Origin of the sequence: Acinetobacter sp. YH12052, assembly GCF_013419835.1 — a bacterium.
GTDB classification, from domain to species: domain Bacteria; phylum Pseudomonadota; class Gammaproteobacteria; order Pseudomonadales; family Moraxellaceae; genus Acinetobacter; species Acinetobacter amyesii.
In genome coordinates, this window is record NZ_VOZI01000013.1 from 1 (window position 1) to 13,048 (window position 13,048).

Below are 13,048 nucleotides of genomic sequence, written 5' to 3' on the forward strand. Positions count from 1 at the left end.
AGGATCAGAAAGCTTGTTTGAATCGATGTATTTCATCCGCAGATTATGCACGAATGCTAAGAAATCCGGAGTGCAAATATTAACCAAAAAGAAGATCGTTTTTTGATTTATGAAAGAGATCTATTGATCTTCACGATTTGATCAAAGACACCACCATTTTCAAAATGTTTTTTCTGTACTTTGCTCCAACCGCCAAACTCTTTATCAATAGTCACTAATTTTAAAGGTTTAAAAACATTTTTATATTTTGCCAGTACCGCAGCATTACGTGGACGATAATAGTTCTGTGCTGCAATGGTTTGACCTGCAGGTGAGTACAGATAATTTAAATACGCTTTGGCTAAATTTTCATTGCCATCCTTCTTGGCATTTTTTTCTACTATCGCAACAGGCGGCTCGGCCAAGATAGAAAGTGAAGGGGTCACGATCTCAAACTTACCCGGCTGTTCACGAACTGCCAAATGTGCTTCATTTTCCCAAGCCAATAACACGTCACCAATACCACGTTCAGCGAATGTAGTTGTTGCACCACGTGCGCCTGAGTCGAGGACTTTGGTTTGCTTATAGATTTGGCGGACAAATTCTTGGGCTTTTGTATCATTACCACCTGCTTGATGTTTGGCCCAAGCCCACGCTGCTAAATAGTTCCAACGCGCACCGCCCGATGTTTTTGGGTTCGGGGTAATAATGTCGACACCTGGTTTAATTAAATCGCCCCAGTCTTTAATGCCTTTCGGGTTGCCTTTATGCACTAAGAACACAATGGTCGATGTATATGGCGTTGAGTTTTGTGGGAATTTCTTTTGCCAGTCTTTTGCAACTAAACCACGTGCAGCAATTTCATCAATATCTGCAGCCAAGGCCAAAGTGACGACATCGGCATCTAGACCATCAATAACTGCACGAGCCTGTTTACCTGATCCACCATGAGATTGTTTAAAGTTAATGTCTTGGCCTGTGGTTTTTTTCCAGTAAACACTAAAGTCTTTATTGAAGTTGTCATACAATTCACGGGTTGGATCATATGACACATTTAAGAAATCTTTGGCAGATGCACTGAATGCTGTGGCAGAAATGAATGCAGCCAAAACTCCAAGTTTTAATTTAGATAGATTCATGTTGTCCTCAATTTTTATACATGTTTTGTTGGATGAGGCAAGAATATCTGTAGTTTTTATGCAGAAAAAATAATTAAAAAAGAATTTAATATGAACAAAAAAGAAATATATGCTGAACGATTATTTTTTAAAATAAAGAGATGTAATTGGGATGACGACGTATGCAGTGTTTTAAAAATGCGCAGCAAATAGAACAAGTTGATTTACTTGATCGAGCCTTTCACTATGGCGATGGCTGTTTTAGCACGGCACGTATTCGCCAAGGACAAATAGAACTTTTAGCTTTGCATATTGCACGATTAAAACTGAGTAATGAGCGATTAAAGCTAAATGCAGATTTAAGCCTCATTGAAGACACTCTAAAATTGTTACGTAAACAAGATGTCGTCAATGGCACTTTGAAAATCGTGTTGAGTCGTGGTATCGGTCAGCGTGGCTATAGTTTACCTGAGCATCCAGCAGATGTTTGGGTGTTTTATTACCCCAAAGCTGTTGCAGATTTTGAGTACGAAAATGTCGAAAGTGGTGTATTACATCAAGCCATTGGGTTAACCATGCCAAGTTTGGTGGGCTTGAAGTCCTTAAATCGATTAGAACAAGTCATGCTCAAAGCAGAGTTGGATCAAACCCCATGGGGGGAAGCTTTGGTGACGGATGTGCAAGGTACAGTTGTCGAAGGTGTGAGCAGTAATTGTTTTATTCGTACAAATGAAGGATGGATTACGCCCGAACTTCGTTATAATGGCGTGCATGGTGTCATGCGTGCAGAAATTTTAAAACGGATGCAGCAGCATCAGATTCCATGTACTCAACGTCACGTCAATATGGATGAAATTACGCATTTTCAGAGTGTTTTTTTCTGCAATGCTTTAAGTCCCATGAAAATTGCATCAACTCTGAATGGAGTTGAGTTAGATGTTCAAGCTTGTATTGAACTTTTCCGAACACTTCAATTAAGTCAGATTCGTTAATATGTCCACCGCGTCTAAAAAAACAAATAAGAAAAAATCTGCCAAAGCAGGTTTTCCATTTAAAGCATGTTTGGTTGTGCTACTTGGTATCGTTGTACTTGCGGCGATCTTACTGTGGTCGAGTTTATTTAAAGCCTATCCTGTGGAAGGCAAAAAGCAAATGTTGGCGATTGGTGCAGGGGATACCTATTCAGGATTTATTGACCGACTGGCCAAAGAGAAACAAGTTCATTTTCCTATTATTTTGAAGTTGTACCAAAAATTCATGATCAATGACACCTTGAAAGCGGGTGTATATGAAATCCATGAAGGCATGAGCGTACGTGAAGTCATGAAACTGATTTCTAACTCTGAAAATGCGCAAATGAATCGAATTTTAGTGATCGAAGGGACGACATTTAAGCAACTCATTGATGCTTTAAAAAATGACCCATTGGTAACGCATGACATTAGCAATCTGCCTTATTCAAAGATTTTGCAGGAACTAGGTATTCCTTATTCACACCCAGAAGGTTTATTTGCTCCGAATACTTATTTCTTTGCAAAAGGCGAGTCTGATCGCAAAATTTTGAAGGATTTGTATAACCGACAAATCAAAGCATTAGATCAGGCTTGGAATAATCGAGCTCAAAATTTACCTTATAAAGATAAATATGAAGCCTTGATCATGGCATCGATTATTGAAAAAGAAACCAGTCTTGATCGTGAGTTAGAGCAAGTATCAGGTGTGTTTGTCCGTCGTTTACAACAAGGCATGCGTTTACAAACAGACCCTACGGTTATTTATGGCATGGGCGATAAATACCAAGGTAATATCACTCGCCAAGATCTACGTACACCTACAGCGTATAATACGTATACGATCAACGGCTTACCGCCTACACCGATTGCTTTGCCAAGTCAAAAAGCTATTGAAGCCGCGATGCATCCAGATGCGTCAAATAACATCTATTTCGTGGCTACAGGTAACGGTGGTCATAAATTTAGCAGTAATTTGTCAGACCATAACCGAGCGGTACAAGAGTATTTATCTGTAATTCGTGCGAAAAACTAAGGAGTGAGCATGTTTATTAGTTTTGAAGGCACGGAAGGTGTGGGTAAAACTACACTCATTCGTAAATTACATGATCATTTCCAAAATTTGGGTAAAAATGTCGTACTTACACGTGAGCCGGGTGGTACACCTATGGCTGAACAAATTCGTGCATTACTTCTGGCCGTCAATCATGATGAAGCAATGAGTGATGATACAGAGTTGTTACTTATGTATGCTGCACGCGCACAGCATTTGGCGCGCGTGATTTTACCTGCATTGGCAGAAGGTAAAATCGTTTTATGTGATCGTTTTGCCGATTCGAGTTTTGCTTATCAATGTGCAGGACGTGGTTTAGATCGTGACAAGCTCAATGTCTTAAATGCAAGTTTTGTTGCGCGTATACCGGATATTACTTTTTGGCTTGATGCACCGATTGAAACAGGAATGTTAAGAGCAAGAGAGCGTGGTGCTTTAGACCGTTTTGAACAAGAGAAAGCAACTTTCTTTGAGAAAGTAAGATCAGGTTTTGCTGAGATTCATCAAACGCACCCTGAACGAATGAAACGCCTTGACGCAACCCAAACACCTGAGCATGTTTTCCAACAGGCATTATCGCATCTACAGCAGATCTAAAATGCCATAGTATTTGTTAGGCAATTGATTTAAAAATCATTCATAGCAAAAGTTATGGATGATTTTTTATGCATGCTACAAAACAGGAGATTATCAATTTCCTTAAGACTGAATTTGCGCCAAGCTTAAAGCATTGCACTATCGTTGAAGTTGGTGAAAAGGCTGCCACTTTAATTTGGCATGTGACTGAAAAAGATTTGCGGCCTGGCAATACTGTTTCAGGCCCGACTATGATGACTTTGGCGGACTTTGCGCTATATGTGGCTATATTGGGGGAGATCGGGATTGTAGGACTGGCGGTCACGACCAATATGAATATTAATTTTTTAAGAAAACCCGAAGCCAATCAAGATTTAATAGGCGAGTGTCGATTGCTGAAAGTGGGCAAAAGTATAATTTATGGTGAGGTGTTGGTGTATTCAGCAGGTGTGGGTGAGCCTGTTGCACATATAACAGGGAGTTATTCGATTCCTCCGCAGCGACATTGAACTGAAAATATGCAGTTGATCCATTAGATTGGATTAAAATGCAGCAGTCTGTCTAAATAAATTGTGCATTGGTTGGTGAATTTTCTGCGTAGTGTATTTTTATTTGCATAATTTCAAGAGCTTAGTGGAAATCAATCAACTCATAAGTGTTATTTTAAATCTATAATTGAATCACAGATTTGATTGGTTAAATACATGACTGCTACTGCACATGAAGTTGTTCGGCTCTTTCAGGAGCATGCATATCCTTTGTCAGAAAAATTGACAGAAATGTTGAATGAGCATTACTCACATCAAACTGAACGACGTGGCTGTGGCTATACCCAAGCCACACGTGTGTTAGCTGAATATATTAATGTGCCGCGTGCATCACATGAATTTCAAGATCTCAAACTTTTTGATCAATATGACACGCATGGTTTACGCAAAATTTTAGATCATAGTCGTGCTTATCATTTAGATTTGTCTAGTTGGCGTCATCTAGATTTAAATCAAAATTTAAATCAAAATATTCAGCAATTGAAACAATCCCCAGGCTTTTACGAGGTTTTACAGAAAGAATTACATCTTCAAAAAAGTTTGCGTCAAATCCAGCAACATGCAAATTTGGAAGAAAGTCAGCTTATTTGTTCCTTGATTGAAGATGTGATTTTGCCAAAATCCTCGATTGAAAACCAAATTGTTGAAGTGCAAGCACTGGTTGATAAGCCAAAAGTTGGCTCATGTCCAATGGCTGAAAATTTCTTTTTGAAAATTGCACATCGACGTGTATTACGTAGCGGTGAAATTAATATTTTTGTAGATGAATACGGTCAGCCCTTATTTATGGAAAAGTTAAATATGGGGGATAACCATTCTTGTATCAGCTTGAAACCTGTACTCATGAATGGTGTTCGTATTCCAGCGGGTTCACTTTTTTCCGTCGATTATGATCCAGAACAATTAGTTGAAAAACGACAAAATCGTGAGTTTAAAGGTTTTGTGATTCCTTATCAGGCCATTTCTGGTTGGTGGTTTTTACGCTTAACGACTTTGGCTGTGTCGCCACAAAATCGAAAACGTGCATTCAGTACGCATTTTCAGCAGCAAGTGGATAATGGTCTGTATAGTCCAGGTACGACTGAGCTTCAGCAATTAATAGATGTGGCAATAGCGCAACTTTGAGTGTTTCCATCATGTTAGATGTATGCTTTTCGCCAAAATATTTTGCTCATACCCATACCAATAGTATGGAAAAATTATTAGCAGTTGGAACAGCTTTAGAACAATGGCAGAACATCCGAATACACGAACCTGAGTGTATTGACGCTGAAATTTTAAGCCAAGTGCATGATCCTGCTTATGTGGACGCATTTATGACAGGGCAGCCCACTAAGCTTGCGACCTTTTCAGGTTTTAAGCCTTGGAATACTCAGCTTCGAGATGCCGTGCTGAGAATAAATGCAGGGCAGTTGATGGCAGCAGAAATGGCTTTGCAAAAAGGCATTGCAGCAAATGTTGCACAGGGTTTTCATCATGCAGTGTATGAATATGGCGGATCATTTTGCACATTCAATGGTTTGGCTTTGGTGGCACAGCAGAATCCGAATAAAAAAATCTTTGTACTCGATTGCGATCAACATGGGGGGAATGGCACAGCTGAGTTTACTAGACGGTTAGATAACCTTTTTAATTTTAGTATTTATGGGCTACATTTTGGTTGTCCTACTTATGAACGTTCTTTAACTCGGCATGTGCATAAAGATCGTGGAAATTTCGCACAATATACTTTGGCTATACATGAAGGAATACAGCAAGCTAAAGCATGGGGTGCAGATTTAATTATTTATCAAGCAGGGATGGATTGTCATCAAGCTGACCCTTTTGGTTCATCATGGTTTAGCACCGCTTTGATACAGAAACGCGAAGAAATGGTCTTCAATTTGGCTAAACGTGCAGATATTCCGCTGATGTTTGTATTGGCTGGGGGCTATCAAAATATGAATGATCTTGTAAATCTGCACTTAGAAACTTTCAAAGCGGCATTACATATTTATGGGTAGTAAAATCAAAAAAAAGCCGACATCATGTGCGGCTTCTTTTTTAATTTAAAAGTTTTAAGAGACTAACTCAGTATTAACTACAGGGCAATCAACCGTGAAATCGGGTGGACTTAACACCGTTTTACGTAGTTCGTCTGCTTGTTCAGGATAGTCTAAAGTGAAATGCAGACCACGAGACTCTTTACGTTCCATTGCACAGCGCACAATCATTTCTGATACCAATACTAAGTTACGGAGTTCAATCAGATTTTTACTGACTTGGTAATCTTGGTAATACTCGGTGATTTCACGCTTAAGCATTTCAATGCGGTGTAGGGCACGTTGGAGGCGCTTGGTTGTTCTGACAATACCCACGTAGTTCCACATGGTTTGGCGAAGCTCGTCCCAATTTTGCAAAATTACCACGTCTTCATCAGGGTTGGTCACTTGCGAGTCATCCCATTCTGGGACATGAGGCGCCTGATAAGTTCCTTGATGCTGTGCTGTGATATGTGCTGAAGCACTCATACCATAGACAAAACATTCCAGTAAGGAGTTACTCGCCATACGGTTTGCACCATGTAGGCCGGTATAAGAGGTTTCCCCAATGGCATATAGGCCTGGAACATCGGTCTGACTGTTTTCATCGACCACAACGCCACCACAGGTGTAGTGTGCTGCCGGAACCACCGGAATCATTTCTTTGGTAATATCAATACCGAGTTCCATTAAGCGTGCATACAATGTTGGAAAATGTTCTTTGACAAATTCTGCAGGTTTATGGGTGATATCAAGCCAAACATGACGGATTCCTAGACGTTTGATTTCATAATCAATCGCGCGCGCTACGATATCGCGTGGTGCTAATTCGGCACGCTCATCAAAGCGCAGCATAAAGCGTTCACCATCTGGAAGACGTAAATAGGCACCTTCGCCACGCATCGCTTCGGTAATTAAGAAAGAGCGAGCTTGAGGATGATATAAGCAGGTTGGATGGAATTGGTTAAACTCCATATTGGCAACACGGCAGCCTGCACGATACGCCATGGCAATACCATCACCCGTCGCAATGTCGGGATTTGATGTATATAAATATGCTTTCATGGCACCACCACAGGCAAGGGTAGTGAAGGGTGCTAAAAAGGTATGTACTTTTTCGGTTTTTTCATCTAAAGCATACAGACCGAGAGCACGGTTTTCAGTTTCAGGATTTAATTTTTGTGCGGTGATTAAATCGATTGCAATAAAATTTTCAAAAATATGAATATTGGCTTTTTCTTGCGCACGTTCAACCAATGTTGTGGAAATAGCACGACCTGTGGCATCTGCTGCATGGATAATCCGCCGTTGAGAGTGACCACCTTCACGTGTCAGATGTAACTGTTCTTGTTCGTCTAAAGTAAATTGCACACCCTGATTCAGTAGAAAATCGACAGAAGATTTACCACCTTCAACGGTTTGTTTTACCGCCGCCATTTCACATAAATGCGCACCGGCAATCATGGTGTCATTGATATGCTGTTCAATGGAATCTGTTTTATCGAGGACGGCAGCAACACCACCTTGGGCATAATATGTGCTGGCATCCGTCAGCGTCGATTTAGCTAAAACAGCAATATTAAAATGATCTGGTAGCGATAGGGCTAAACTTAGGCCTGCACCGCCACTTCCCACAATAATTACATCAAATTGATGTATCGTGTTTAAATTAGACATGTCCATCAGCTAATTTTAAAAATGTCCGATCATCACAACTGTTTTTGCCTAAAAACGCAATGACTATAAATTAACTAAATAATGAAAAATATTCATAGATCTGTAATATTTAAGGAATGTTTAAGATTGTTTATCATAAATAATCATCAAACATTTTATTACGAAGCTTAGACTTGCATTGTGATAAAAACTAACGTATTTCAAATGATAAGCACAATTGAGTGAATGCTAACAATGAATAAATCGTATTTACAAAAGGGACTCTATGCAGCTGTGTTTACGGTTGCTAGCGTGCAGACTCAGGCAGCGGGTCCTGTTGATTTTTCCAATTTGGTTGAACAAGTCAGCCCAGCTGTCGTAAGCGTGAATGTGGTTAAAAAGCTTAGTCAAGAAGAGCTTTTGCAGCAACAAGTCCCAGAAATATTACGACGCTTTTTTGGTAATCAGGTCGTTATCCCGCAGCAAAAAATGCCGCAAGAAAAGACCGGTTATGGAAGCGCATTCTTTATTAGTAAAGATGGTTATCTATTAACTAATCACCATGTGGTAGAAGATGCATCGAAAGTCACCATCGTATTGAATGACCGCCGTGAAATTGATGCCACCGTTGTGGGTAGTGATGAGCGGACTGATGTGGCTTTGCTAAAGGTGAAAGGTTCAAATTTTCCAGAGCTACGCACAGGTAATGTTGACCGTTTACGTGTAGGTGAGCCAGTGTTGGCTATTGGTTCACCATTTGGTTTTGACTATTCAGCTTCGGCAGGGATTGTCAGTGCGAAAATGCGCAATATGATGGGAGAAACCTCGGTTCCATTTATTCAAACCGATGTGGCATTGAACCCCGGAAACTCAGGCGGCCCTTTATTTAACCAGTCTGGTGAAGTGGTTGGGGTGAACTCTCGTATCTTTAGTGGTACGGGTGGTTATATGGGTTTATCGTTCTCGATTCCTATTGATGTGGCGATGGATGTTGCAGACCAATTAAAGAAAAACGGCAAGGTGACACGTGCTTACTTAGGTGTTATGCTGCAAGATATCGATCGGAATCTTGCTGAATCCTATAACCTTTCAAAACCTGAGGGCTCATTGATTACTCAAGTTGCACCGAATTCACCCGCAGCAAAAGCTGGCTTTAAAGCGGGTGATGTCATTTTGAAATTTAATGGCACACCAATTTCACGTACAGGCGAACTGCTGAATTATCTCAATCGTACAGGTCCTAATCAAAGTATTCAGCTTGAAGTATTACGTGATGATAAACGCCAAAACATTTCAGCAACCTTGATCACTGCACCAGATGATACGCCTGCAAAAGCTGAAATTGCACCTGTGAAAAAAGGCCCGGTGATTGGGGTGTCAATTCGTAATTTAACTGCAGATGAATTAAAACAACTGAGTCTAAAAGGCGGTGTCTTAATTCAAGATGTACGTGCAGGAGGTATAGCTTCACAAGCAAGAATTCAGCCGGGGGATGTTGTCACCCAAGTTAATAATAAAGTCGTAAACAATGCTGAAGATTTTGTGAAAGTTATTTCTGAGTTGAAAAATGGTAGCATTGCACGTGTTTCTTTGATTCGTCAGGGACAGCGTGCGATTGTGGGCATGCGTATTCAGTAATGAGTTACTAAATGAAAACCACTCCAAGCGAGTGGTTTTTTAACTTTAGCGTTTTTGCAATTCACCCTTAGATAAAAATGGGTAGACTGTGGGCCACAATTTAAAATTTGCAGGACGCTATGAGCGATATCTTTGATTTAAAAATTACAGTTCAAGCTGAACATATCGACACATTAAATCATGTGAATAACGTGGTGTACGTCAGTTGGATGCAAGATGTCGCGACAGCACATATTGAAGCTTTGGGTTTAGGCTTAAAAGAATATATTGAATTGAAGCATGCCATGGTCGCTGTTGAGCATCATGTGCAATATCGTAAAGCAGCGCTCGAAGGTGAGGAGATTATTTTACGAACTTGGCTAAATGATATCAATGCATTGTATTCGTTTCGGCAGTATGTATTTTATCGCCCTAAAGACAAAGCGATATTATTTACAGGCAATACACAGTGGGCATGCATTGAAATTGCTACAGGCCGTCCAAAGCGCATGTCGCCAACATTTACCCAAGCTTATCAACCCATCGCAGATAGCATAAATCCGCTTGATTTTAGTGCTTATGATTTCTGATTTTTAATTGAAACCTCATATTAAAGCGAAGACTAGTTAAGTTCTACACGCAGGATAAGTGCTTAGCATAAAAGCAATGCATTATTTTCGATACTTTGAAAAATCCATCTGCTATAATCCTCGGCAATTTCTATTCGGCTTTTGCTATGCATAAAGAATTGCATGCATAGCGCTTTTATTTTTCCAAGGTAGCCCATGGCGCAAGCTAAAAAATCTGTTGATATAAAAAACATTCGTAACTTCTCGATCATTGCGCATATCGACCATGGTAAGTCGACGCTTGCCGACCGATTTATTCAAACTTGTGGTGGCCTGCAAGATCGTGAAATGCAGGCACAGGTTCTAGATTCTATGGAATTAGAACGTGAGCGTGGTATTACGATTAAAGCTACGTCTGTGACTTTGTATTACACTCATCCTAACGGTGAAGAATACCAGCTTAACTTTATTGACACACCTGGGCACGTTGACTTTTCTTATGAAGTTTCACGTTCACTTGCTGCATGTGAAGGCGCATTATTGGTTGTCGATGCTGCACAAGGTGTAGAAGCCCAGTCTGTTGCTAACTGCTATACAGCAATTGAACAAGGCTTAGAAGTCCTACCTGTTTTAAATAAAATCGATTTGCCGCAAGCAGAGCCAGAGCGTGTTATTCAAGAAATTGAAGACATTATTGGTATCGAAGCGACTGAAGCACCTACATGTTCAGCTAAAACCGGTCTAGGCATTGAGGGGGTGCTTGAAACACTAGTCAATGTCATTCCTGCACCCGAAGGCGATCGTAATGCACCATTACAAGCCTTAATTGTTGACTCTTGGTTCGACAACTATTTGGGCGTGGTTTCTTTAGTTCGTATTAAAGAAGGTCGTGTGCGTAAAGGCGATAAAATGTTGATGAAATCAACTGGTCAAACGCACATCATCACCTCAGTAGGTATTTTTAATCCTAAACATACAGAAACTGACATGCTCGAAGCAGGTGAAGTTGGTTTCGTGATCGCGGGTATTAAAGATATTTTTGGTGCTCCAGTTGGTGATACGATTACCTTGGCAACTACACCAGAAGTTCAAAGCTTACCGGGTTTCAAAAAAGTGAAACCACAGGTCTATGCAGGTTTATTTCCAATCGATTCAAGTGAATTTGAACCGTTCCGTGAGGCGCTGCACAAACTGCAAATTAATGACTCAGCGTTGTTCTTTGAACCTGAAAGTTCAGATGCACTTGGTTTTGGCTTCCGTTGTGGCTTCTTGGGTATGCTGCACATGGAAATTGTACAAGAACGTTTAGAACGTGAGTATGATCTGGACCTGATTTCTTCAGCACCAACCGTAATTTATGAAGCGGTGATGAAAAATGGTCAAACCATTTACATCGATAGTCCTTCTAAAATGCCGGATGGTTCAACAGTTGAAGATTTACGTGAGCCAATTGCTGAATGTCACATTTTAGTACCGCAAGAATACTTGGGTAATGTGATGACTTTATGTGTTGAACGTCGCGGCGTTCAAAAGAATATGAAGTTTATGGCGAACCAAGTGGCCATTACGTTTGAAATCCCAATGGCTGAAGTAGTTATGGATTTCTTTGATAAATTGAAATCATGTTCACGCGGTTTTGCATCGTTAGACTATAACTTTGTGCGTTTTGAGAGTTCATCTCTAGTTAAGGTAGATGTGTTAATCAACGGTGAAAAGGTTGATGCCTTGGCCATGATTTGCCACCGACAAGATGCTCGCCATCGTGGTATTGCACTTGTGGAAAAAATGAAAGATTTAATTCCACGTCAAATGTTCGATGTGGCTATTCAAGCAGCGATTGGTGCACAAATCATTGCACGTTCAACTGTAAAAGCGATGCGTAAAAACGTTTTGGCTAAATGTTATGGTGGTGACGTGTCGCGTAAGAAGAAACTTCTTGCGAAACAAAAAGAAGGTAAGAAACGTATGAAACAAGTGGGCAGCGTCGAAATCCCACAAGAAGCGTTCCTTGCTGTATTGAAAGTAGAAAGATAATAAATAGAGGTTTATGAGCTCATGGATTTTGACTTTAATTTGATCCTTGTTCCTGCCACAGTCATTTTTTTCTTAATTTGGTTGTTGGATAAGTTTGTCTGGAAGCAACGGCAGACCAAAGGTAAGGGGAATGAAAATGTCGTTATCGCATGGGCTTATGATTTCTGGCCGATTCTAGCGATAGTTTTGGTGATGCGTTCATTCTTATATGAGCCATTTAATATTCCATCAGACTCTATGGTTCCAACTTTAGAGACAGGTGATTTTATTGTGGTGAATAAATATCAGTATGGCGTACGATTACCTATTATTAATAAAAAAATTATTGATGTCGGTGAACCTGAGCGTGGTGATGTCATTGTATTTCGTTATCCACCACAACCAACCATCAGCTATATTAAACGAGTGGTCGGTTTACCAGGTGATCATATTATTTACGATCATGGTCAACTGAGTGTGAATGGTCAAAAGGTGGCAAAAGTTCCTGTAGAATTTAGCCGTGAAAAAGATCAACTTGATACACCTACATCGATTTATCATAAAGAAACCATGGGTAAGCATACGTTTACTATGCGTGAGCTTGAAGGCGTCAATGTTGCGCGCCAAGCACCATTTATCAACTATGTTGAAAATGGTAAATATTCAACAGAAAATGGTTTATATTGGGAGGTTAAGGTTCCTGAAGGTCACTATTTCGCGATGGGGGATAATCGTGATCAAAGTGCGGACAGTCGTTTTTGGGGCTTTGTGCCTGAAGAAAACCTCACTGGACGTGCTTTTTACAAGTGGATGCATAAGGAACCTGGTTTAAAACTGCCTTCATTTAGTCGTAATGGCAGTATTGATTAGTCTTACATCAGGAAAAT

General features: G+C 40.3%; 12 protein-coding genes. 10 read left to right on the top strand and 2 right to left on the bottom strand.

The window, feature by feature from the left end:
• Positions 1–107 precede the first annotated feature (107 nt).
• Positions 108–1,118, bottom strand: coding sequence for a sulfate ABC transporter substrate-binding protein (locus tag FTU06_RS10775; protein WP_180146559.1), 1,011 nt, complete (start codon positions 1,116–1,118; stop codon positions 108–110).
• Positions 1,119–1,279: 161 nt separating this feature from the next.
• Between FTU06_RS10775 and pabC the strand changes: the two genes are divergently transcribed.
• From pabC to FTU06_RS10805, 6 genes are all read left to right on the top strand, one after another.
• Positions 1,280–2,089 (top strand): aminodeoxychorismate lyase, encoded by an 810-nt coding sequence (pabC, locus tag FTU06_RS10780; protein WP_180026881.1) that lies wholly within the window; start codon positions 1,280–1,282, stop codon positions 2,087–2,089.
• A 1-nt stretch (position 2,090) separates the two neighbouring features.
• On the top strand, positions 2,091–3,143 hold the full coding sequence (gene mltG / locus FTU06_RS10785) for an endolytic transglycosylase MltG (RefSeq protein ID WP_180146562.1): 1,053 nt from the start codon (positions 2,091–2,093) through the stop codon (positions 3,141–3,143).
• 9 nt (positions 3,144–3,152) lie between these two features.
• Positions 3,153–3,758 carry a dTMP kinase gene (tmk, locus tag FTU06_RS10790; RefSeq protein WP_180040130.1) on the top strand — a complete coding sequence of 202 codons (606 nt, stop codon included), beginning with the start codon at positions 3,153–3,155 and terminating at the stop codon, positions 3,756–3,758.
• Positions 3,759–3,826: 68 nt separating this feature from the next.
• Entirely contained in the window at positions 3,827–4,246 is a 420-nt protein-coding gene (locus FTU06_RS10795) for a PaaI family thioesterase (RefSeq protein WP_180146565.1), read from the top strand.
• Positions 4,247–4,441: 195 nt separating this feature from the next.
• Entirely contained in the window at positions 4,442–5,410 is a 969-nt protein-coding gene (locus FTU06_RS10800) for a hypothetical protein (protein WP_180101972.1), read from the top strand.
• 11 nt (positions 5,411–5,421) lie between these two features.
• The gene (locus FTU06_RS10805) at positions 5,422–6,288 is read left to right on the top strand and encodes a histone deacetylase (RefSeq protein ID WP_180101971.1); all 867 of its coding nucleotides are present in this window, start codon (positions 5,422–5,424) and stop codon (positions 6,286–6,288) included.
• 54 nt (positions 6,289–6,342) lie between these two features.
• Here the strand turns inward: FTU06_RS10805 and nadB are convergent, their stop codons facing one another.
• A complete protein-coding gene (gene nadB, locus FTU06_RS10810; RefSeq protein WP_180146567.1) occupies positions 6,343–7,989 on the bottom strand; it encodes an L-aspartate oxidase in 1,647 nt (548 codons plus the stop codon).
• Between the two features lie 228 nt (positions 7,990–8,217).
• On the opposite strand from nadB, the gene FTU06_RS10815 reads away from it, so the two are divergent.
• The 4 genes from FTU06_RS10815 (at position 8,218) to lepB (ending at position 13,031) form a co-directional block, all read left to right on the top strand.
• Entirely contained in the window at positions 8,218–9,600 is a 1,383-nt protein-coding gene (locus tag FTU06_RS10815; protein ID WP_180146570.1) for a Do family serine endopeptidase, read from the top strand.
• Between the two features lie 119 nt (positions 9,601–9,719).
• The gene (locus FTU06_RS10820; RefSeq protein ID WP_180003252.1) at positions 9,720–10,169 is read left to right on the top strand and encodes a thioesterase family protein; all 450 of its coding nucleotides are present in this window, start codon (positions 9,720–9,722) and stop codon (positions 10,167–10,169) included.
• Between the two features lie 195 nt (positions 10,170–10,364).
• Complete coding sequence (lepA, locus tag FTU06_RS10825; RefSeq protein ID WP_078192005.1) at positions 10,365–12,182, top strand: translation elongation factor 4; 1,818 nt, start codon at positions 10,365–10,367, stop codon at positions 12,180–12,182.
• A gap of 21 nt (positions 12,183–12,203) precedes the next feature.
• Positions 12,204–13,031, top strand: a complete 828-nt coding sequence (gene lepB, locus FTU06_RS10830; protein WP_168378032.1) for a signal peptidase I — start codon at positions 12,204–12,206, stop codon at positions 13,029–13,031.
• Positions 13,032–13,048 lie beyond the last annotated feature (17 nt).